Source organism: Chelativorans sp. YIM 93263 (assembly GCF_028767125.1).
Taxonomy (GTDB): domain Bacteria; phylum Pseudomonadota; class Alphaproteobacteria; order Rhizobiales; family Rhizobiaceae; genus Chelativorans.
This window is the reverse complement of record NZ_JAKCWP010000007.1, coordinates 127,257-149,280: the sequence shown is the minus strand read 5'-3', so window position 1 is coordinate 149,280 and position 22,024 is coordinate 127,257. Positions and strand designations below refer to the sequence as shown.

Sequence of the window (22,024 nt, the reverse complement as noted above, 5' to 3'; positions counted from 1 at the left end):
ATATGTATGATCATTGCTTATGCAGTTGCACAAGAGCCGCCATCAAGACGCCGTCGAGAGGATCGCCGACTGGATCATAGCCGGGCGCTTTTCGGAGGCTGGTACGTTGCCAACGGAGGCCGAGGTTGGTGCCGAACTCGGTGTCAGCCGGACGGTCGTGCGCGAAGCGATCCGCACTCTCTCGGCCAAGGGTCTGGTGAGGGCGCGGCCGCGCCATGGCACTGCGGTGCGTCCGCAGGAGGACTGGCATCTTTTCGATCCGCAGGTGATCGAGTGGCGCATGCGTTCGGGAATTTCACACGATCTGGCGAACGATCTGATCGACTTCCGGCTTGCCATAGAACCGTTCGCTGGCCAGCTGGCAGCGCAACGGTCGGATTTCCCTACGGACGATCTGCAGGCGGCCTATGAGCACATGGTCGCGGCCACGGAAAGTGACGGCGCTTATAGCGACTATTACGCGGCCGATCTCGATTTCCACCAGACGATTCTTACCGGCACCAAGAATGCCTTCATCCACCATTTGGCGCCGCTGATCGCAAACGCGTTGCGGCTGTCTTTTCATCTGTCGGTCTTCAGCATGGACAGCGCCCGCGCGTCGTTGCCCATGCATAAGGCCGTGGCCGAGGCAATTGCCGCGCGCGCACCGGAGCGGGCGAGCGAGGCACTGACGACCCTGATCGAGTCCGCGCGCGGCGACATCTTTTTGGTCCTGAACGGAGCTGGGGGAAGCGGGAGGAGCTGAGCCATGCAAAGGCTCGTGGATTTCATTTTTAAAATCCTGGAATTCGCCATCGTGGTTCTGCTGGCGGGCATGGCCATCATGGTGTTTGGCAATGTCGTGCTGCGCTACGGGTTCAATTCCGGAATCACCTGGTCGGAGGAGATGTCACGCTACTTCTTCGTCTGGCTGACCTTCACCGGCGCCGTAGTCACCTTCCGGGACAACGCGCATTTGGGCGTCGAGACGGTGGTGCGGCTGTTCGGGCGCACCGGCCGGCAGGTATGCATGCTTCTCACCAATCTCATCATTCTGTTCGGCGCCGGCGTGTTCTTCTGGGGAACGTGGTTGCAGCATGACATCAACGCTTCCATGACTGGCGCCGTCATAGGCATTCCAATGATCTGGGTCTTCGGCATCGGCTACTTCACGTCCCTCGGTATTGGCCTTATTGCCGTAGTACGCATCATCCGCCTCCTGACGGGCGACATCTCGGAGGAGGAGCTGGGTGCCTTTGCCGGCGAGCACGAGGCCAGTGTTCGGGAGCAGGCGGGATGACCCTCGTCGTTTTCCTCTCCTCTCTGCTTTCGGCCATGGCCATTGGCGTGCCGGTCGCTTTTGCGCTGCTCTTCAGCGGCATCGTCCTGATGTACTACATGGACATCTTCAATGCCTCCATTGTCTCGCAAAGGCTGATCACCGGCGCCAACACGTTTACACTGCTGGCTATCCCGTTCTTCCTTCTGGCGGGCGAATTGATGAATGCCGGTGGCCTCTCCAGGCGCATCGTCGATTTCGCCATCGCCTGTGTCGGCCATGTCAAAGGCGGCCTCGGTATCGTTGCGGTTTTCGCTGCCGTCATCATGGCCTCGCTATCAGGCTCCGCCGCCGCCGATACCGCTGCGCTTGCCGCCATCCTCATCCCGATGATGCGGGATTCGGGTCACGACGTGCCGCGCTCTGCCGGTCTGATGGCCGCCGGCGGCATCATAGCACCGGTTATCCCGCCCTCGATCGCGTTCATCATCTTCGGCGTCGCGGCAAACGTCTCCATCACGGGGTTGTTCATGGGCGGCATCGTGCCGGGGCTGATGATGGCGCTCGCGCTGGTCGGCACGTGGATGCTGATCGCCCGGCGCGAAAATGTCGAGCCGTTACCGAAGCGCTCCGGCGCCGAGCGGCTGGCCGCAACCGGCCGCGCCGGCTGGGCGCTGTTCATGCCGGTCATCATCTTAGGAGGGATCCGCTTCGGGGTCTTCACACCGACGGAAGCGGCCGTCGTCGCAGCAGTTTATGCCCTGCTCGTCGGCATGTTCATATATCGCGAACTGAAACTGTCCGATCTCTACCGGGTGTTTTTGAACGCGGCGAAGACCACCTCCGTTGTGCTGTTTCTCGTCGCGGCGGCGCTCGTCTCCGCGTGGCTGATCACCAGCGCCAATATTCCCAATGAGATCGGTGGCTATATTCAGCCTCTCATCGACAGGCCGCGGCTGCTCATGCTGGTGATCATGGCTCTGGTGCTCGTGGTGGGCACCGCGCTCGATCTCGCGCCCACCATTCTCATCCTGTCGCCGGTCCTTATGCCGATCATCCGTGAGGCAGGTATCGATCCCGTCTATTTCGGTGTGATGTTCGTTTTGAACACATGCATCGGGTTGATAACACCCCCGGTCGGCATCGTTCTTAATGTGGTCAGCGGCGTTTCGCGCGTCCCACTGGGCAAGGTGATCTGGGGCGTTTTGCCCTTCCTCGCCGCCCAGGTCGTCGTGCTTCTGCTGCTGGTCATATTCCCCGAGCTCGTCACCGTTCCCCTCGCTTATCTGAGGTGAGGGAGCGACGAGAAACCGAAAGTACCCAAACCCAAGGGAGGAACCTGATGAGAAAAGCACTATTGACTTCCATGGCTGCGGCCTTTGCGCTGAGCACCGCGATGCCGGCTCTGGCCCAGGTCGAGGAGCGTACGATCCGCATCTCCAATGGCGTCAACGAAGACCATCCGGTCGGTGACGGCGTAGATGCGTTCAAGGCCTGCGTTGACGAAGCCACCGACGGCGCCTGGACAGTAAACGCCTTCTGGGGCTCTTCGCTCGGCGACGATCTCGATGCGACGCAGCAGCTTCGCTCGGGAACGTTGGAGGCGGTCATCACCTCGACCTCGCCGCTGGTCGGTATCGAGCCGGCGCTTGGCGTCTTCGATCTGCCCTTCCTTTTCGCCAATGAGGAGGAGGCCGATGCTATCCTGGACGGTGAGTTCGGCGACTATGTCTCGGACATGATGCCCGAGCATAACCTGGTCAATCTGGCCTGGTGGGAGAACGGCTTCCGCAACCTGACCAACTCCGTGCGGCCGGTGGAGAGCGTGGAAGACCTGAATGGTATGCGCGTGCGTGTCATGCAGAACAACATCTTCCTGGACACCTTCGAAACGCTCGGGGCAAACGCCACGCCGATGGCATTCGGTGAGGTCTTCACCGCGCTGGAAACGGGCGCGATCGACGCGCAGGAGAACCCCTTCGTGACGATCGACACCTCGCAGTTCTACGAGGTGCAGGACTATCTCTCCGTGACGCGGCATGCCTACACGCCTTTCATGTTTCTTTTCTCCAAGCCAGTTTGGGACACCTATTCGGAAGAGGAACAGAATATCCTTGTCACCTGCGCAGAGCAGGGTCGCGACGAACAACGTCGCGTAAGCCGCGAGTTGTCCGACCAGTCGCTGGCAAAGCTCCGTGAATCCGGAATGCAGGTCAATGAGCTCTCTGAAGAGGAGCAGGAGCGCATTCGCGAGCAGGTTGCTGAAGTCTATGAACGCCACGCCGAGAATATCGGCCCTGAGGTTGTGGAGCGCATGCAGACCGCGCTTGAGGAAATGCGAAACCAGTAAAGGCAAGCATTAAAGGGGCGGGGCTTCGGCGCCGCCTCTTGTTTTTCAGGGCGAGCGATGAAGATTACCGAAGTCGAGACGATCCGTCTGGGCGAGTTTCCCAATATCATTTGGGTCAGGCTGCATACCGACGAAGGCCTCGTCGGTCTCGGCGAAACCTTCATGGGGGCGGCCGCCGTGGAGGCCTATATCCATGAGACAGCCGCACCAACTCTGCTTGCCCGTGACCCGCTACAGATCGAGGCGCTTAACCGTGACCTGACCGGCTATCTAGGCTGGCGAGGCGCCGGCGTGGAAACGCGCGGCAACTCGGCCGTCGACATTGCCCTGTGGGATATCTTCGGTAAGGCCGCCGGCCTGCCGCTCGCGGTTGCCCTCGGCGGGCGGGCGCGTCAGTCGATCCGGACTTACAACACCTGTGCCGGCTACCGCTACATTCGTGATGCGCGGGCGCAGAAGGTTGCCAATTGGGGCCGTGGAGAGGACAGCGGACCCTACGAGGATCTCGACGCATTCATGACCCGTGCCGACGAACTCGCCCACTCGCTCCTTGATGAGGGTATTACGGCCATGAAGATCTGGCCCTTCGATCCGGCCGCCGAGCGCAGCCACGGCCTCGATATCTCGCCGACCGAGCTCGACGAGGCGCTGGAACCGTTCCGTAAGATCCGTAGCGCCGTCGGGCGCGACATGGACATCATGGTCGAGTTCCACTCCCTGTGGGAGCTTCCACCGGCCCAGCGCATCGCGCGGGCTCTGAAGGAATTCGACACCTATTGGCATGAAGATCCCGTGCGCATGGACAGCCTGGATAAGCTGAAAGCCTATGCGCAACACAGCGACGCCATGATCTGCGCCTCCGAGACGCTCGCCTATCCCCACGCCTTCCGCGACTATCTGGCCACGGGAGTGGCCGGTGTCGCCATGCTCGATCTGTCCTGGTGCGGCGGTGTCTCAGAAGCGCGCAAGATTGCCGGCATGGCGGAGGCGCACCACATCCCCGTTGCGCCGCATGACTGCACCGGTCCCGTGGTCTTCACCGCCTCCTGCCAGTTTTCGCTGCACGCGCGCAACACGCTCATCCAGGAATCTGTGCGCGCTTTCTATACGGGCTGGTACACGGAGCTCGTGACCGAGCTGCCGAACGTCAGCAATGGCGAGATCACGCTTTCGGACAAGCCGGGCATCGGCACGGAACTCCAGCCGGGGCTGGAGAAACGCGCCGATGCTCGCGTGCGCCGGTCGAAAGCGGAGTAAGCCATGACAGCAATGCAGGCAATGCGGTACGGACGGGAGAACGCCGCGACGCTCGGCGTTCTGGTAATGCTCTTTGGCATCTTCGTTTTCGTGGTCAACGACACGCTCGGCAAGTGGCTCGTGCAGAGCTTCGCCATCGGGCAGGTGCTGTTCATGCGCTCCGCGGTGGCGCTCCTTGTGCTGGTGCTCATTATGCGCGGCGAGGGTGTGCGGCAGGCACTCCGTGCGGAAAAACCCGTCATGCAGGCCCTCAGGGCCATCCTGGCGACGGTCGAGGTGATCGCGTTCTACGGCGCGGTCATGTATCTTCCCTTAGCCGACACTATGGCGTTCTGGCTGGCCGCACCGCTTTACGTGGCCGCGCTGTCGCCGCTGCTGCTTCGCGAGCAAGTGGGCTGGCGGCGCTGGACGGCCATCATCGTCGGCTTCATCGGCGTCTTGATCGTTCTGCAGCCATCGCGTGAAAGCTTCACCGCGCCAGCATTCATAGCCATAGGCGGCAGTCTGGCCTTCGCGCTCATGATGCTGACAGCGCGGTCGCTACGCGGCACCCCGGACAAGACGCTCTCGTTCTGGCAGACGGCCGCAGCACTAATCGGCGGGGCCGTCTTGGCGCCATTCGGCTGGGCAACGCCCAGCCTGGCCGACTTCTTCCTCCTTGGAATTCTCGGCCTTTTGGCAATGCTTGCCCATATCTGCGTAACCCGCGCCTTCAAGCTCGCGGATGCAGCGACCGTCGCGCCGCTGCAATATACGATGCTGATCTGGGCAGCCCTGTTCGGCTATCTCGTCTTCGGCGACGTGCCGCGCCCGGCGATGATCCTCGGCTCGCTGATCATCGTTGTTTCGGGCCTGTTCCTGTTTTTCCGCGAGCGCAAGCGGGCGCAGGAAGTGGTCTCGTGAGACGGATCACGCCGACATAGCGTCTCAGCCGAATAGATCGCGATAGAGAGCCATGAGTCTGCTTTTTTCCTCAAAACCTATACCCGGAGTGGCCGGCAGTGGGATCTGACTGTCCTCCACCGTGGCGGTATCGGTGAATCCGCCGAAAGGCGCAAAAATGCCGGGGTAGGATTCGTTTCCGCCGAGCCCCAGCCCGGCGGCGATCGAAAGAGCGAACTGATGGCCGCCATGGGGAATGCAGCGGGAAGGCGACCAGCCGGCCTGTCTCATGACATCGAGAGTCCGCAGATATTCCACCAGCCCATAAGAGAGCGCCGGATCGAATTGAAGGATGTCGCGGTCGGGCCGCATGCCGCCGTAGCGAAGCAGGTTACGGGCATCCTGATGAGAAAAGAGATTCTCGCCGGTCGCCAAGGGACCTTTGTAGATCTCCCCCAGAACCGCTTGCAGTGCATAATCAAGCGGATCTCCCGCTTCCTCGTACCAGCGCAGACCCAACGGCTCCAGCGCGCGCGCATAGGCGAGCGCTGTATTCAGATCGAACCGGCCATTGGCATCCACGGCAAGCCGGCTTGCATCTCCGTCCAGGATATCAATGACCGCCTCGATGCGCGCCAGATCGTCCTTCAGCGAGGCGCCGCCGATCTTCATCTTGACCGTCGAATATCCCATGTCGAGATAGCTGCGCATCTCATCCTGCAGCCCGGTAATCTCCTTGCCGGGGTAATAATAGCCACCCGCCGCATAGACGAACGTGTGATCGGACGCCTTCCCGTCATTGAAGCGCTCGGCCAGCAACTGATGAAGCGGCTTTTCTTCGATCTTGGCGACGATATCCCACAAAGCCATATCGATGACACCGACGGCAACGGACCGCTCGCCATGTCCGCCCGGCTTTTCGTTTTTCATCATCAGGTCCCAGGCGCGGAACGGATCCAGGTTTTCCCGCGCTGGGTCTTTCAACGCATCGGGTCCGGCTTCACGAAGGCGTGGAATGATCCGATCGCGCAGAATGCCTGAAGCCGAGTACCGGCCGTTGGAGTTGAACCCATAGCCGACGACGGGCTCGCCCTGGCGCATCACGTCGGTTGTGATCTTGACCACTGAAACGTCCATCTTGGAAAAATCGATATAGGCGTTGCGGATGTCGGATGCGATGGAGGCGGTGGTCTCTGCAATATCGATGATGCGCATTCGCGATCTCCCGGCGTTAGGACGGACGCTAATCCATTTTGATTTCAGTCTTGCCGGCGAGAATAAGGAGCATTCATGCGCAAAACGAGGGCTTGCGGCGCATGTTACCATGCACATCGGGTATACCGGTTGTCACAGCTTGCGGCAGAGCCGGGGAGGGTTTTTGGGTAAATACCGCCTCCATTTCTCAAAGTTCTCTTCCTGAGCTATACCGTTCGTGCATAAGCATGTGAGGCGGCCATGGACATCTCTTTGCTGGAGGACTTCAAGGCTCTGGCGGAGTATAAGAACTTCTCGCGCGCCGCAGACAGCCGTGGGGTTACCCAGCCCGCATTCAGCCGTCGTATCCGCACGCTCGAGAAATGGGTCGGCACGGAGCTTGCCGATCGCCGCACCCATCGCCTCGAGTTGACGGCAGCGGGCATCAGGTTTCTCGAGGTCTGCGAGGATATTTCGCGGCGACTTCACCTGGGACGCCAGGAAGCGATAGACGCAGCCAGTTCCGCCTCCTCTCTCCGCTTTGCTTCCACACACGCGCTTTCGCTGACCTTCTTCCCGTCGTGGCTGCGTCGACATGAGGCCGCGATCGCTTCCACCACTGTGCGGCTGATTGCCGACAGCATGCATGGTTGCGAGCGCACGATGATGCAAGGCGAGGCGCATTTCGTGTTGTGTCATCACCACCCTGCCGCGTTAAGCCGGCTTGATTCGGATGAATTCGTTTCCTGTGTGCTTGGCGAGGACGTGCTGATCCCCATTTCGGCCCCGGACGAAAATGGCCGGCCGCGCTATAGTCTGCCGGGATCCGCCGATAACCCGCTGCCCTATTTGGGCTTCAACGAGGAATCAGGAATGGGGCGAATACTCGCTGCTGCCTGGGCGCGACAGCCGCAACAGATTTGGCTCAAGCCGGTTTTCGCATCTCACCTGGCCATTGTGCTGAAACAGTTTGCAAGGGAAGGGCGCGGTATCACCTGGTCGCCGAAAAGCCTCGTCGAGACCGAGCTGGCGAACGGAAGTGTCGCCCTGGGCGGTGGTCCGGAGTGGCAGGTGCCGATGGAGATTCGCCTCTTCCGGCCGCGTTCTCGCCAGATGGAGCGCGTTGAGGAGCTGTGGAGTCAAGCTTCGGATGCGGCGGCTGTTTCAATGTGACGGCGACGGTGCACCGCATCGACGTGAGTTCAGGTCCGTGCGGCATAGAAGTCGTTACCTTTGTCATCGATGATGACAAAGGCGGGGAAGTTCTCCACGCGAATGCGCCAGACAGCCTCCATCCCGAACCCTTCGAAATCGAGGACCTCGACCGATTTGATGACGTCGCGTCCCAGGCTGGCCGCCGCACCACCGATGGAACCCAGATAAAAGCCGCCGTGCTGCTTGCAGGATTGGGTGACCTGCCGCGAGCGGTTGCCCTTCGCAATCGTGACCAGGCTGCCCCCGGCAGCCTGAAACTCGGGAATGTAAGGGTCCATGCGCGCGGCGGTGGTTGGACCGAAAGAGCCCGAAGCGTACCCTTCGGGCGTTTTGGCAGGACCGGCGTAGTAGATCGGATGGTCCATCATGTAGGCGGGCAGGCGCTCCCCGCGTGACAGCCTCTCGGAGAGCTCTGCATGGACGAGATCCCGCGCGACGATCATCGTTCCACTCATGGAGACAGGTGTCGAAACTGGCAGCTTGGACAACTCATCCCGGATAGCATCCATGGGCCGGTCGAGGTCGATGGGAACGGGTCTCGCGCCATCGTCGTCCAGATCGGGAAGAAAACGCGAGGGATCCCGCTCCAGTCTTTCAAGCCAAAGCCCGTCCGCGTCGATCCGTGCCTTGATCTGGCGGTCAGCCGAGCAACTCACACCCATCCCGATGGGCAGGCTGCCGCCATGACGCGGAAGGCGGATCACGCGCACATCATGGCAGAAATACTTTCCGCCGAACTGAGCCCCCAGGCTCATTTGCCGGGTCAGTTCCAGTACTTCGGTTTCAAGCGTCTTGTCGCGGAATGCGCGACCGGTCTCATCTCCGGTCGTCGGCAAATCGTCGAGGGCGCGGGTGGACGCGAGCTTGACGATCTTCAGCGTCTGCTCCGCCGAGAGGCCGCCGACGACCAGGGCGAGGTGGTATGGGGGGCAGGCGGCCGCTCCCAAAGTCCTGATCTTTTCGTCCAAAAAGGCGCGCAGTCGCTCGGGCTGCAACACACGGCGCGTTTCCTGGAACAGGAATGTCTTGTTCGCCGACCCGCCGCCCTTGGCAACGTAAAGGAGATCCAGCGCGTCACCCTCGTCCGCTTCCATGTCGATCTGCGCGGGAAGATTGGTTCCAGTGTTGCGCTCCACGTACATGGTCAGCGGAGCCATCTGGCTGAAACGCAGGTTGCGTGACTGCCAGGTGGCGGCAATCCCCTCTTCGATTGCGCCGCGTAGCGAACCTTCGACGAGGACCTGCTGTCCCTTTCTGCCCATGACGATGGCGGTGCCCGTATCCTGGCAACTTGGGAATTGCCCGGCTGACGAGATGACCGCGTTCTTCAAAAGCTCAAGCGCCACGAAACGATCGTTCCGCGAGGCTTCGGGATCCTTGAGGATGTCCGCTAGCTGCTGCAGGTGGGAGCGGCGATGGAGATGCGAGACATCGGCAAAAGCCTGTTCCGTCAGCCGGCGCACGGCGTCAGGTTGAACAGTCAGAAAGCGCCGCCCGCCGAGTTCTTCTACACCGACGCCTTCGGTGCCGAGATGAAGAAATTCGCTACTCATCTCTCTCCGCGTCTTCCCGTCCGGTTTGTCGGCTCATCGTCTGACGATCTCAGCGCCTCAGACTATAGGGAAGCTATAAAATACGCCAGTATGAAGAAGCGCCGCCGTTGATGGCGGCGATCTCACAAGTCGCAAACGCTTCGCTAAGCCGGATAGGGGGTGGCGGCTCCCGCCTGCCCGTCATCGGAAAAACGCAGGTAAGCATCGAGCTCCGCGCGAATATCCTCGTCCAGGCTGTCAGCATGCAGGGTCCGTGCGTAAAACAGCGTGAAATAGATCACCTTGAGCGTCGTCACAAGCCGCTCGAAGACCGCTGAAACGAGCGTTCCGAGGAGAATGCCGATGAACAGCGGCAGCCAATTAAACTGCGTCTCGGCCGTGATCGGAAGATATTGCAACACTTCTGGAGGGAATAGGTCGCCGAACTCTCCCGCCCCGAATGCCGCCGGCAGCGCTGGTGCCACTACGGTTCCGGCAACGATGCCGAACACCGCCATTATCGCGTAAAGCGGAGCTGCTATGGAGGCCACGAGCCGGCCTAGAATATCGATACCGAAGACGCCCATCAGAGTCTCGGGCACGTTCTCGCGAGTTGCTTTCAACCGGCTCATTCCCTCGCGAAAACCCACCCCTTCAATCGCGAAGGCCGGCAGGAGGAAGTGGTTGACCATGTCCCATCCCTCGGTCAGCGCCGAAAGAAGAAGCCGATTGATAAATCCCTTGTTGCGGCGCCGGCGCTGCCGCGCGATCCAAGCCGCGCCCATGTCGAGCAGCGCCAGGAGGCGCGCCTGACTTTTGAGTGTGGAGACGTGCTTCGCCGCTTCTGCTCCGTCGCGATCACGTCCCGCTGCCGTCTCATAGACGAGCCAGCTTAATGCCAGCTCTTGGCGGTTATAATAGAAGAACTTGTAGACAAAGAGGAACACGGATAGCGCCAGAAGGGCCATTCCACTCCCATCCCTGTCGATGAGGAAGGCCCAAATCATCGCGAAAAATGCGATGGCCGGCAGGAGCGAATAGATAGCCATGCGAATGGGAGGTCCCAGGATATCCCGGTCACGGCCGATGATCGTTACGGTATGCTTGAGCAGATACGACAGTTGGTCGAACCGATCGCTCAGCGCTGGGCGCGTGAATTTATCCTTCATGAATTATCCTTGATAGCCGATCGTCCCTATGGATGCGTTTGATTTCCAAAGAACGGATCATTGCTCTTTGCTCATCGAGACGGGTTTGCGAATGATCGCCTTACGGCCGTGAGCAACCGTCTCCCATTCACCAATGCCATACATCCCGATGTCGCCGAGATACACGAGCCGTAACGTCAGATGCATGACACCGGTGGGAACGGCGATATCCGCACGCCCGACGAGCCTCGGAAGATCCTCGAGCGCGCAGTCCATCACCACTTCCAACTCCTGATCCGTCAGTGTGGGGCTCAGGACCTCGCCGCCCTGTTCGCGGCTGCGGAAGCGCCAGGCCGGATCCTCAGTGGCAGCCTCGAAGATCACGTCGTAATCCGCGGGTCCGCCGGCATTCGACCCGATGAGAACACCGTCATCGATCCACATGCGGATATGCTCGGTCTCGCTGCTCCCCACCGGCATTGTCATTCCGCCCTGAATGCTCATGTATCCGGGACCGTCCTGGGATTGCCAGAAGCCGACGATCTCCTCCTGGAGTTGCTTCACGTCGGCTTCGGTGTTCATGCCGCAGACGGATTGCTGCGCATTTGCGCTTGCAGCACCAAAGGCAAGGACGAGAGTGGCGAGAGCCGCGGGTGAAGCCCAGCCCCTGAACGGTTTCTGCAGTCTGTTCCTCTTAAGCCACCCTTTTGCTATCCAACGCGAGCTGTTTGAACCCGCTTCCGAATCGTTCTCCATTCCGCCCTCTGATTGTACCAGAACCCTCTAGCTCAATATGGCGGTGAGAACAGAATTGCCCCGTTCAATCGAACGGGGCGCTGCAGGATGGAAGCCGCCGGCGGGCGGGAGAATGGATCTGCGGCCGCTCTATCTCACCGCGGCGAGCGTGCTGAGAATAAGAGCGACCAGATCGACCTGCCGATGCGTTCCCGTCTTCTCGAACAGGTTGCGCAGGTGAAACGCCACCGTTGTCTGACTGATCTTCAGTTGGCGGGCAATGTCGGCGCTGCGCTGACCGCTGACAAGGCCGTGCGCGACCTGGGCTTCCGCGGGCGTCAGCCCGAAAAGCGACGCGAGCATATGTTCCGGCGGTGCTGGCCGCCGTCCTGGATTAGAGATGAAAATGGCAGCCAGTGGCGAGCTTCTGCCGTCGGCTTTGCCGCTGGGCAACGAGCAGATCACCAGCATAAGGTCACCGCTGCCCTCCGATCGCGGCAGAGCCAGTCCGCGCATGAGATCCTCGCCACGTTCTGCGGCACCCGCAACCTCCGCCACTCGCTTCTGGAGTTGCCGTGTCAGTTCCGGTGTTGCCGCGCGCAGGCGGCTGTGGAGGGAAAATCCTTCGGTTTCGGTGCTGAGTGCCTTTGCGAAAGCATTGGCAAAGACAACGGCTCCCCGCGCTTCGGCGAGCACGACACCGAAACCGAGAATGTCGAGTACCTCCGTGGTAACCCCCGCAACCCCCCGTTGCGAGGGATCGGCGAGGTGACGAAAAGCGTTCTGGACGGCGCCAGCGTCCCGCCGGTGCAGCGCGCGCATGCGACGTGTTTGTGCCAGGCGCGCTTCGATGCTGGCGAGCATGAGATCGAAGTCGATCGGTTTTACGAGGTAATCGTCGGCGCCGGCGCGTTTACCAGAAATAATCTCATTGCGTTCATCGAGCGCGGTGAGGAACAAGAATGGCACATCGTCCATATCCATTCGCTCTTTGCGCACGGTCTCGAGCAGGTCATAGCCGTTCATCTCCGGCATCGAGATGTCGCAGAGGATCAGATCTGGCCGCACGGATTCCAAGGCATCCAGAGCCTCTCGACCATTCCCGGCCCCGATTGCGTCATGCCCGGATGAGCGCAACTCCTCGATAATGTCCTCGCGTAAATCCTTTTCATCCTCCACGCAGAGGATCAAGTTCCTGCCGTCGCTCGGCATATGCATTGTTGTCATTTCCGCATTCCCCCGTACCCCTAATTGTGCAGATAAAGTGTGGGGACGCAACGCCGTATCGCGCTTCAAAAAAGCCGTTCATACGTGCTGGCCCCCTTTATTTGAAGGGGGACGGTAAGATTGGACTGCGGTAGGGGGCAGGACTACTTGAGCAAACGATTGCGGAGGGTTTTCCGGTCATGTGGGATTTCTCGATCAATCGAGCCCTTGGGCTCATGATGCGCACTTTGCCTTTCCTGCTGCTGCGCATCGCCGTCTATTTCGGCGTTGCTGTCGCTTATGTCCTGATGACGGGGGTTGGAGCCGGTGTCGGCTGGGGTATCGGCGGTTTCGGCGACGACGGCTTTCGCGCGGGGGCAACCTTCTGGGGCGGCGTAGCCGGCTTCACCATCGTCGGCGCCGTCATGTACTTCCTGCGCGAATACATCCTCTATGTCGTCAAAGCGGGTCATATCGCCGTTCTGGTCGAGCTCCTCGACGGGAAGCCGATGCCGGAGGGCCGCTCTCAGATCGCCCATGCGCGCAAAGAAGTGACGCAGCGCTTCGCGCAAACCAGTGTGTTGTTTGCCGTCGATCAACTCATTAAAGGCGTGCTCCGGGCTGTCACCGGGCTTGTGCGCGGTCTGATGACGGTGCTGCCCATCCCCGGCGCGCGGCAGCTCGTCAGTGTCATTCATGCTTTCCTGCGCATCGCGGTCGGTTTCGTCGATGAGGTGATTTTGGCCTATGCCATTCGCACACGCTCCACCAACGCCTGGGAGTCGGCGCGCACGGGCCTCGTTCTTTACGGGCAGAACTACAAGCCGATGCTCAAGAACGCCGCCTGGCTGGCGCTGTTCGTCTACGGCCTGTCCTTCGTCGTCTTCCTCATCATGCTGGCGCCGGCGGGGCTCGCCGTCTACATGATCCCCGGCGCGTGGTCGGCTGGCGGTATGATCTTCGCGCTGCTCTTCGCCTGGAGCGTAAAGGTCGCGCTGCTGGAGCCGTTTGCCATCACCTGCATGATGCAGGTCTATTTCAAGACCATAGAAGGCCAGACTCCGGATCCGGCTTGGGATGCCAAGTTGGGGAATCTGTCGGCCAAGTTCCGCAAGCTCAAGGAAAAGGCGGCCGTCGGCGGTGAAACTCCCGAACCCGCCGGTCCAATACCCGTCGGCGGTGCTATCAACTGACCTCGGCGGCGAAGCAAAAACAACGAAAAGATCGGAGAGGGGTTGAGAATGCGTAAGGGCGGATATCTCCTTGCTAGTGCGGTTATGTGGACCGGAAGCGCTATCGCTGCAGACGACGTTATGGTGGTCTTCGATGGGTCCAACTCCATGTGGGGGCAGATCGACGGAACCGCCAAGATCGAGGTCGCCCGTGAGGCGATGGAACGCCTCGTCGGTGACTGGACGGAAGGCACCAATGTCGGCCTTATGGCTTATGGCCATCGCCGCGAGGGCGACTGCAATGACATCGAGACGATGATTGCGCCGGGTCCTTTTGATCGCGAGGACTTCATGGGACAGATCAGGGGCATCTCGCCGAAAGGTAAGACGCCGCTGACGAGCGCTGTCGAGCAGGCCGCCGAAGGCCTGGCCTATCGGGATAATCCGGCCACCGTGGTGCTGATCACCGACGGGATCGAGAGCTGTCAGCGAGACCCCTGCGCCCTCGCCGAGGAGCTGGAGCAAATGGGCGTGGGCTTCACTGCCCATGTCGTTGGTTTTGACCTTGAGGGCGAGGAGCAGGCGGCGGTGGCCTGCATGGCCGAGCGCACCGGGGGGCGGTTTGTCGCCGCCAACAATGCTGACGAGCTGAGCTCCGCTCTGAGCGAAGTGGGTACGGTGGTGGCCGAGGCGCCTGAACCGGAACCCGAGGCGGCACCTGAACCTGAAGCCGAACCCGCGCCCGGCGTGGCGCTGGAAGGCCCGGACAGCGCCATCATAGGTTCTGCTTTCGAGGTGTCGTGGGAGGCACCCGATCAGCAGCCGCGTGACTACGTCACCATCGTGCCGATGGGCACCGATGAAGGCGAGCACGGCGACTACACGCGCGTCAAGGACGACACTGAAGGCAGTCTCCGCGCGCCCGCCGAAACGGGCCTTTATGAGGTGCGCTACGTTCGGCAGGAGGATCGCAGGACATTGGGTTCTGCCGAGATCGAAATCGTCGAAGCCTCTGCTTCGGTTGAGGCACCCGAGAGCGCTACAGCTGGCGAAAGCTTCTCCGTTTCCTGGTCGGGCGCGGTTCACCCTCAAGACTACGTGACGATCGTACCCGCCGGTACGGCCGAGGGCGAATATGGCGACTACACGCGGGTGTCCGACAAGAACGAGGGAGATCTCCGGGCACCGGCCGAGTCGGGGCTTTACGAGGTGCGCTATGTGCTCCAGGAAGGCCGCAAAACGCTGGCCTCGACTGATATCGAGATCGTTGATGCAACAGCTTCGGTGGAGGCCCCGGAAACCGCGACAGCAGGCGAGCGCTTTTCCGTCTCATGGTCGGAGGGAATTCACCCCCAAGACTACGTTACTATCGTGCCGATGGGTGCGGACGAAGGTGAATACGGTGACTATGCACGGGTGAGCGACAAAACCGAGGGCACGCTCCAGGCGCCGGCCGAACCTGGCCTTTATGAAGTGCGTTATGTACTCCAGGAAGGCCGCAAGACACTCGCATCAGCCGAGATCGAGATCGTCGAGGCTAAAGCTTCGGTGCGGGCTCCCGATACTGCCGTGGTCGGGTCCCCCTTTCAGGTGCAGTGGTCGAGAGGTATCCACCCACGCGACTTCGTGACGATCGTGCCCATGGGGGCCAAGGAAGGTGACTACGGCGACTATGCTCGGGTCTCTGACAAGAGCGAAGGCAGCCTCAGGGCGCCAGCCGAGCCAGGGCTCTACGAGGTGCGCTACGTTCTCCAGGAAGGCCGTAAGACGCTGGCCTCTCAAGAAATCGAGATCATTGAGGCCGACATAGAACTCTCCGGGCCCGAGACGGTGCGCGCGGGATCGGAAATCGAGGTCGTGTGGTTCGGCACGGCACCCCATCCGCAGGATTATGTGACGGTTGTGCCGATGGGGGCCGAACAGGGCAGCCATGGCGATTATGCCCGCGTCGGCAACTTCGACGAGGCCACCCTCGACGCGCCCGAGGAGACGGGGCTCTATGAGCTGCGCTATGTGCTTGAAGAGGACAAGCGTATTCTCGCCCGCCACACGATCGAGGTGGTGGCGGAGACGGCAGCGCTCAACGACGGCGGTGCACTCGAAGCGCCGGAAACGGGCTCCCCGGGCGAGACGGTGAAGGTGAACTGGACGGCCGATGGCGGCGAAAACGCTCGGCGTATAGCCTTGGCCGGCGCCGATCAGGCGGACTTCACCTGGATCGATGCGCAAAAGGCTGCCGAGGGTCCGCTGACCTTTACGCTGCCCGAGGAGCGGGGTTTCTACGAGTTCCGTCTGCTCGATATTACCGAGCGCAAGGTGCTCAGCCGCGTGACGATCAGAGTAGAGTAATAGCAATCCCGCCGGTCGCTCCAACGGCCGGCGGGATTCAGCCGGTAGCGGGTTTATCCGAAGCTCCAGCCCTCATGCTCGATACGGATGATGCGCGGTTCGCCGTCTTCAACCCGCAGGCGCACCACTGCCCGGCGCGGATGGCCGAAGTTGCGGAAATCGGCGTTAACCGTGATCAGCCCGCGAAACATCGGACGTTCTTCATCGAGCGAGATGTGGAGATCCGTTATATCACTATCTTGCGCATCGAAGAGCGGATCGGCCTGAAGCTCGCCGCGGGCAATTGACTCTGCGAGCGGCGCGGTGAAGAAATCGCCGGCGCGCGAAGGGTTTAGCGGGCTGGTGAAGCCGCCGGACTTGGCCTGAAGATGGTCATTGTATAGTCTGCGGACAAGCCGCTCCGCCATCTCCACCACGTCCCCCGTCTCAGACGCGGCCGGTGTTGCGGCCACATGATCCTCCGCGAGATAGCGCTGCGCGACCCAACCCTTGAGACTGTAATCGGCACTTTGCATGAGGCACCAGCGCGGCGGCAGGTTGGTGCGTTCAGCCTCGCTCATCTCGAACCATTGTCCGGCCGTGACGAGCGGGACGCATGTAACCTGGGTAAGGCCGCGCGCATCATGCGCAAACTGTCCGATGACCGGATAATTAGTGCCTGGGCCCATGCGCGCATTAAGCGTGTCGTTGGACGCGACATCGACAACGCGCCAGGCGTCCGGGCCATCGGCCTCCGCCCATGTCGTACCGGATGCTGCGAGCAGGAATACGAAACTGGCAGCGCAACTCGTCCGAATAGAGCGCCTTTGCCTGAAGCCGAGCATAGTCCTGGTTCCCCCATCTCATTGGTCTTTGAATCGTAAGGCTAGCACAATAGAATAACCGCGCTCCCCGTCTGAATGGATGGGCTGTATAGCCTCGGGCGGGGGCTAAAGACGCGCAGAATGCGCACTAAATATGGGGGAAACATATGATGGGTAAGGGCGGTGGTAAAATCCGTTCCTTAAGTGCTTTCGTCGTGCTGGCACTTATTGTCTACGCAGCAGACCCAATACCCGCTGCGCACGCCGGGGAAAGCGTGCTTGGCGAGCCGACCGGTGATATCCTGCTGGAAGTGGTAGGGGAGATTGAACACACGAACCGCGGTGAGAAGGCGGTCTTTGACCGTGCCCTCCTCGAGGAGCTGCCGCCGGCGACGCTGGAGACAACCACGGTAGTCACAGATGGCATTCAGCGCTTCGACGGCTTTTACATGCGCGACCTGCTGGAGCTTGTCGGAGCAAATGGCGAGACCGTCACGGCCAGCGCCATCAACGACTATGTGATCGACATTCCGGCCGAGGATTTCACCCGCTTCGATGTCGTTGTTGCTACCCATATGAATGGCGAGCGGCTGGAGCCGCGCGACAAGGGACCACTCTGGATCGTCTATCCGCGAGATGATCATGCTGAGCTGCGGGATTTGCGCTACGACTATCGCTGGGTCTGGCAGCTCAATCGTCTGGAGATCCGATGAGACTGCGGCGCGGTGTCCTCGCGTATCCCTTCAGTCTTGCCGCCATCCTAATTTTCACCTGCCTCCTTGTCTTTGCCCTGTGGCGCCTGTGGAATACGGAAGCGGCACTGCGCACGCAGGCGGGCGACAATATGCTCTGGGCGATCGCGCAGGCTCAGGTGGCTACCCAGCAGCTAGATATCGCATTGGCCCAAGCGCGTCTTGAGGAAGCGGACGCCGACATCTTGGGGCTGCGCTACGATGTGCTTCTCAGCCGTCTCACGCTGCTTGAGGATGGACCGCAGCGGCGCCATCTCGCCGATCTCGGCCATTTTGAGCCGATACACGCGCTCGCGGAACAGGTCTACGCGCAAGAGGATGCCTTCCTCTCCGCTGACGCGCGTGCCGGGGGCGAGGCAGAAGCGCTTCACGAGTTGCTTGCCGAACTCGCCAGCGAGATCGGCCGCGCAGCCAATCGCGCCATGGTCGCGCAATGGGACGAAACGGGCGCCCAACTTGACCAGCAGCACAGCGCAATCCTGCAGGTCATCGCGACAGTGATGATCATCCTGGCAATCGGCGCCTTCATATCCTGGCGCATGCTCGCCGCGTTTGACGCCGAGCAACGGGCACAGATGTCGCTCTTGCGCGAACAGGAAATCCGCGAGGCTTATCGCAGCTTTGTCGCGCTCGTATCCCATCAGTTCCGAACCCCGCTTTCCGTCATTGACGCCTCCATGCAGCGCATCCTGCGTAAGGGCGAAACAATACAACCCGCGGAAATCAGCGAGCGGGCGCGCCGTGTGCGCGCGACGGTGAAGAGCCTGACCGATCTGATGCAGGCCACACTCGATTCCATGAAGCTGGACGCCGGTCAGATCGACATAAACCGTGCCGAATGTGACATTACCGCCGAGCTGGAAACAGCGCGGGAGCGGCAGCTCGAAGCGCGGCCCGGACGGACAGTGCGTATAGATACGGGCGACGAAGTCCCCGCGCGCATCACCACGGATCCGATTCTCTTTCAGCAGATCATCGGGAATCTTCTAGCAAATGCCCTTACATATTCCCCGCAGACCGAGCCCGTCACAATTCGCGTGCGCGCAGGCAACAATCAGCTGCGCATCGCTGTCGTGGATCGCGGGATCGGAATCCCGGAAGAGGAGAAACAGATGCTTTTTCAGCCCTTCTTTAGAGCCAGCACGACGAAGGAGGTGCATGGTGTCGGCATGGGATTGCATCTCTCGCGGCGGCTCGCCCACATGCTCGGGGGCGACTTGACGTTCGAAAGCAAGCGCGGCTTCGGCTCCACGTTTACGCTTGAGCTGCCGCTTTGACAGACCATGCCTTGTCGCACAAGCTGCCGTCGCCGCGTTCAGCCACACTCGCGGTCCGCAGCGGCCGAAATCGGCTGCACCTTGGCGTTTGCGGCGTGCACCGTTTTTACCCGTGCATTTCCGCGCAAATTGTCCAATGCCTGAAATATCCTGGCCGCGACCACGAGATTGCCCTCTGCGGTCAGGTGCGTCCCATCCACATAGTAGCCTTGAATATCTGAATTGCCCTCCCACTCCTCAGAGAGGTCTATCAGCGGGATGGAAAGCTCCTCTACTAGTGTCCGAAAACGCTCCCGATATGGAGAATAGCGCGTGAGGCGATTCTCCGTCGTCAGTTCAGGTAAGCCGGGTACAAGAAGCACAATCGGAGTTGTCCCCTGTTCCTGGACGAGCGCTACCAGACGGGCGAAATGAGTCATGTTCCTCGCGAACTGCGCTTTGCGCACTTCCCGTGTGACAGGCTCGTCCGTGGAATCGGTGACTAGGCCGAGCATGCTTGTCAGGCGTGGAAGCGCGACGCGCTGCATGGCCTCCGTGATGGCGCTTGCGGGTTTGCGGTCCGGATGAGCCGGGCTGACACCCACCTTTTCTCCGGTACTCGCGGGTTGGAGAAGATCCGCGGACCCGACCTGCAGGATCGCAATCTGGCTGCCGAATGTGCCGAAGCACTCGACATAAGCCCGCTCGTTGCCAAGCCCCCACGAGACCGCCGACGCATTGATGCTTTCGGAGGGCCGTCCGGATTCCCTCAGCAGGGATGCCACACGCTCGGGGAATGTCTGCGTCTGGTCGAGCGCGGCAATGCCAAAGGTGATGGAATCCCCGAGGAACAAGATGCGCTCGATTCCGGGTGCCGGCTGCACGGAGATCTCCTCCGAGCGCTGGTGAAAGCCGTTGATGGCGATGCGATTGCCCAGGCGGTAGACTTCCTGGTTCGGGGCCATCAGATAGCCGACCTTCGCATCGGCCTGAAAGAGCGGTGGATCGCCCAAGCCAGTAAAATGGCTTAGGCCAGCCTCCAACAGGAGAACCGCCACAACCGGCACGGCGGCCATCAGCCCGAGTTGATAGCGCATAGGCACTGCCCGATAAGCTACGCGCGAAAAATCGCGCTTCGGCCCATGCTGTCGCGTCAAATTGATCCGAGCAAGTTGGGTTTTGGGTCGAGGAGTACCGCTTTTGTCGAAAAGAACGGCGGATCCATCCACCTGATAGTCTAGGGCCAGGACCTTTTGATGTGATCGAAATGGCGCTGGAACGGCGAAGAGAAAATGGCCAACAATTCCTGTGCCTTCAGTCCTCCCATCAAAACAAATAGCCCCACACCATTTCGACCAGATTAATAGGTCCTGGCTCTAAATCGCCAGGTAATCGTTTCGCAGATCTTCATTCTCAAGCACGGCCTTGGCCGAGCCGTCGAAGACGATCTGGCCCATATCCAGGATGAGTGCACGGTTGGCGAGTTCCAGCGCGGCGACTGCATTCTGCTCGACGATGATCGTGGTGATGCCAAGCGCTTTGATGCGCTCGACGATCTGCTCGATCTCCTTCACGATCACGGGTGCGAGCCCCTCATAGGGTTCGTCGAGCAACAACAGCTTGATGTCGCGGGCGAGCGCCCGGGCCACGGCCAGCATCTGCTGCTCGCCGCCCGAAAGCGTCACGCCTTCCTGCTTGCGCCGCTCCGCCAAGCGGGGAAAATGCTCGTATATCTTCTCCACCGGCCAGCCCTTCGGCTCGGCGATCTGGGCCAGGAGGATGTTCTCCTCGACAGTCAGGCCGGGAATGATCCTGCGATCTTCCTGAACGAGTTGAATGCCGGCGACCGCCGCCTGAAAGTCCCGGCAGGCGTGCACCGCCGTGTCGTTCAGCCAGATTTCACCGCCCTTGAGTTCCGGGTCGCCCGCCCGCGCCAGGGTGCGTAGCGTGGAGGTCTTGCCGGCGCCGTTTCGCCCCAGCAGGGCTACGATGTCGCCTTCGTTGATTTCAAAACTGACGCCCTGCACGATGTAGCTTTCGCCGTAATAGGCGTGGATGTCGTTCACGCGGAAAAAGGCGTTTGCTTTGCTTGTCTTCGGTGCTTCGGTCGCTCTCTCGGCATCGGGCATGGTTACGGCATTCATCAATGTGTCCCTCCGAGATAGGCTTCCTGTACAACAGGGTTGCCCTTCACGTCCTCCGGCTTTCCGTCGGCGATGATCCGGCCCTGGGCAAGAACGGTAATGCGGTCGGCCAGCGAGAACACCACGTGCATGTCGTGCTCGATGATGACCTTGGTCATGCCCCGTTCCTTGATCTTCATCAACAGATCAATGGTGGCGTTTGTATCGTGGCGCGACATGCCCGCTGTCGGCTCGTCCAGGAGCAGAAGCCGCGGATGCTGCACCAAACCCATGGCAAGTTCCAGCCGGCGCTTGTCGCCACGGGAAAGGCTGGAGGCAAGGCGGTCCTTGTACTCGATCAGGCCGACGTCCTGCAGCCAGTGCTCCGCCTCCTCCTGGATTTCCCTCTGCCTCGAAACCATCGGCCAGGCATTCAGGCGGAAGGCGCCGTCACGTTTGGCAAAGGCGGGGATCATCGTGTTCTGTAGCAGTGTGAGATCGGGAAAGATCTCTGCTGTCTGGAACACGCGGGCAATCCCCATTTGGTTTATTTCGTAGGGCCGCTTTCCGGTAATCGTTTTACCGTCGAAGACGACCGCTCCGCTATCGGGGGCAAGGCGGCCGATGCAGACGTTGAGCAGGGTTGACTTGCCGGCGCCATTGGGTCCGATGATAGCGTGGGTCGTTCCCTCCTTCACGTCCAGATCGATGTCGGAAAGCGCGTGCAAGCCGCCGAAACGCTTGTCGACATCGGCGATGTGCAAAACGGTGTTCTCCATGGGCACGGTGGTC

The 22,024-nt window shown here is 60.7% G+C and carries 20 protein-coding genes; 11 read left to right on the top strand and 9 right to left on the bottom strand.

Going from position 1 to position 22,024, the window contains the following annotated elements; genetic code table 11:
- The first annotated feature begins 19 nt into the window (after positions 1 to 19).
- From LY631_RS15010 to LY631_RS14985, 6 genes are read left to right on the top strand one after another with little or no spacing between them, the layout of a single operon-like run.
- The gene (locus tag LY631_RS15010; protein WP_274426397.1) at positions 20 to 745 is read left to right on the top strand and encodes a FadR/GntR family transcriptional regulator; all 726 of its coding nucleotides are present in this window, start codon (positions 20 to 22) and stop codon (positions 743 to 745) included.
- A gap of 3 nt (positions 746 to 748) precedes the next feature.
- The gene (locus LY631_RS15005) at positions 749 to 1,279 is read left to right on the top strand and encodes a TRAP transporter small permease (RefSeq protein WP_274426396.1); all 531 of its coding nucleotides are present in this window, start codon (positions 749 to 751) and stop codon (positions 1,277 to 1,279) included.
- The gene (locus tag LY631_RS15000) at positions 1,276 to 2,553 is read left to right on the top strand and encodes a TRAP transporter large permease (protein WP_274426395.1); all 1,278 of its coding nucleotides are present in this window, start codon (positions 1,276 to 1,278) and stop codon (positions 2,551 to 2,553) included. The genes LY631_RS15005 and LY631_RS15000 overlap by 4 nt, the downstream gene beginning before the upstream one ends.
- Positions 2,554 to 2,600: 47 nt before the next feature.
- Entirely contained in the window at positions 2,601 to 3,608 is a 1,008-nt protein-coding gene (locus tag LY631_RS14995) for a TRAP transporter substrate-binding protein (RefSeq protein WP_274426394.1), read from the top strand.
- A 57-nt stretch (positions 3,609 to 3,665) separates the two neighbouring features.
- The gene (locus tag LY631_RS14990; RefSeq protein WP_274426393.1) at positions 3,666 to 4,865 is read left to right on the top strand and encodes a mandelate racemase/muconate lactonizing enzyme family protein; all 1,200 of its coding nucleotides are present in this window, start codon (positions 3,666 to 3,668) and stop codon (positions 4,863 to 4,865) included.
- 3 nt (positions 4,866 to 4,868) lie between these two features.
- On the top strand, positions 4,869 to 5,768 hold the full coding sequence (locus LY631_RS14985) for a DMT family transporter (RefSeq protein ID WP_274426392.1): 900 nt from the start codon (positions 4,869 to 4,871) through the stop codon (positions 5,766 to 5,768).
- A gap of 24 nt (positions 5,769 to 5,792) precedes the next feature.
- Here LY631_RS14985 and LY631_RS14980 read toward each other — a convergent pair whose 3' ends face one another.
- Positions 5,793 to 6,962, bottom strand: a complete 1,170-nt coding sequence (locus tag LY631_RS14980) for a mandelate racemase/muconate lactonizing enzyme family protein (RefSeq protein WP_274426391.1) — start codon at positions 6,960 to 6,962, stop codon at positions 5,793 to 5,795.
- Positions 6,963 to 7,202: 240 nt separating this feature from the next.
- Between LY631_RS14980 and LY631_RS14975 the strand changes: the two genes are divergently transcribed.
- Positions 7,203 to 8,114 (top strand): LysR substrate-binding domain-containing protein, encoded by a 912-nt coding sequence (locus LY631_RS14975; protein ID WP_274426390.1) that lies wholly within the window; start codon positions 7,203 to 7,205, stop codon positions 8,112 to 8,114.
- Between the two features lie 29 nt (positions 8,115 to 8,143).
- Here the strand turns inward: LY631_RS14975 and LY631_RS14970 are convergent, their stop codons facing one another.
- The 4 genes from LY631_RS14970 to LY631_RS14955 form a co-directional block, all read right to left on the bottom strand.
- Positions 8,144 to 9,709 carry a FumA C-terminus/TtdB family hydratase beta subunit gene (locus LY631_RS14970; protein ID WP_274426389.1) on the bottom strand — a complete coding sequence of 522 codons (1,566 nt, stop codon included), beginning with the start codon at positions 9,707 to 9,709 and terminating at the stop codon, positions 8,144 to 8,146.
- Positions 9,710 to 9,852: 143 nt separating this feature from the next.
- On the bottom strand, positions 9,853 to 10,857 hold the full coding sequence (locus LY631_RS14965; protein WP_274426388.1) for a hypothetical protein: 1,005 nt from the start codon (positions 10,855 to 10,857) through the stop codon (positions 9,853 to 9,855).
- A gap of 57 nt (positions 10,858 to 10,914) precedes the next feature.
- Entirely contained in the window at positions 10,915 to 11,418 is a 504-nt protein-coding gene (locus LY631_RS14960; protein WP_274426387.1) for a hypothetical protein, read from the bottom strand.
- A 303-nt stretch (positions 11,419 to 11,721) separates the two neighbouring features.
- Positions 11,722 to 12,798 (bottom strand): response regulator, encoded by a 1,077-nt coding sequence (locus tag LY631_RS14955; RefSeq protein ID WP_274426386.1) that lies wholly within the window; start codon positions 12,796 to 12,798, stop codon positions 11,722 to 11,724.
- Between the two features lie 179 nt (positions 12,799 to 12,977).
- On the opposite strand from LY631_RS14955, the gene LY631_RS14950 reads away from it, so the two are divergent.
- Both LY631_RS14950 and LY631_RS14945 read left to right on the top strand, forming a co-directional pair.
- Entirely contained in the window at positions 12,978 to 13,970 is a 993-nt protein-coding gene (locus tag LY631_RS14950) for a hypothetical protein (RefSeq protein WP_274426385.1), read from the top strand.
- A gap of 48 nt (positions 13,971 to 14,018) precedes the next feature.
- Positions 14,019 to 16,298 (top strand): vWA domain-containing protein, encoded by a 2,280-nt coding sequence (locus tag LY631_RS14945; protein ID WP_274426384.1) that lies wholly within the window; start codon positions 14,019 to 14,021, stop codon positions 16,296 to 16,298.
- A gap of 53 nt (positions 16,299 to 16,351) precedes the next feature.
- Here LY631_RS14945 and LY631_RS14940 read toward each other — a convergent pair whose 3' ends face one another.
- Positions 16,352 to 17,122, bottom strand: a complete 771-nt coding sequence (locus LY631_RS14940) for an SH3 domain-containing protein (RefSeq protein WP_274426383.1) — start codon at positions 17,120 to 17,122, stop codon at positions 16,352 to 16,354.
- A 146-nt stretch (positions 17,123 to 17,268) separates the two neighbouring features.
- Here LY631_RS14940 and LY631_RS14935 point away from each other — a divergent pair, with 146 nt between their 5' ends.
- Both LY631_RS14935 and LY631_RS14930 read left to right on the top strand, forming a co-directional pair.
- Positions 17,269 to 17,814: a molybdopterin-dependent oxidoreductase gene (locus tag LY631_RS14935; protein WP_274426382.1), complete on the top strand. Its 546-nt coding sequence runs from the start codon at positions 17,269 to 17,271 to the stop codon at positions 17,812 to 17,814.
- The gene (locus LY631_RS14930) at positions 17,811 to 19,130 is read left to right on the top strand and encodes a sensor histidine kinase (RefSeq protein ID WP_274426381.1); all 1,320 of its coding nucleotides are present in this window, start codon (positions 17,811 to 17,813) and stop codon (positions 19,128 to 19,130) included. Before LY631_RS14935 ends, LY631_RS14930 begins: the two co-directional genes overlap by 4 nt.
- Positions 19,131 to 19,168: 38 nt before the next feature.
- On the opposite strand, the gene LY631_RS14925 is transcribed toward LY631_RS14930, so the two are convergent.
- From LY631_RS14925 to LY631_RS14915, 3 genes are all read right to left on the bottom strand, one after another.
- Positions 19,169 to 20,206 carry an SGNH/GDSL hydrolase family protein gene (locus tag LY631_RS14925; RefSeq protein ID WP_274426380.1) on the bottom strand — a complete coding sequence of 346 codons (1,038 nt, stop codon included), beginning with the start codon at positions 20,204 to 20,206 and terminating at the stop codon, positions 19,169 to 19,171.
- Positions 20,207 to 20,485: 279 nt separating this feature from the next.
- Positions 20,486 to 21,253 (bottom strand): ABC transporter ATP-binding protein, encoded by a 768-nt coding sequence (locus LY631_RS14920; protein ID WP_274426379.1) that lies wholly within the window; start codon positions 21,251 to 21,253, stop codon positions 20,486 to 20,488.
- Positions 21,253 to 22,011 carry an ABC transporter ATP-binding protein gene (locus LY631_RS14915; RefSeq protein WP_274426378.1) on the bottom strand — a complete coding sequence of 253 codons (759 nt, stop codon included), beginning with the start codon at positions 22,009 to 22,011 and terminating at the stop codon, positions 21,253 to 21,255. Before LY631_RS14915 ends, LY631_RS14920 begins: the two co-directional genes overlap by 1 nt.
- Positions 22,012 to 22,024: the final 13 nt, after the last annotated feature.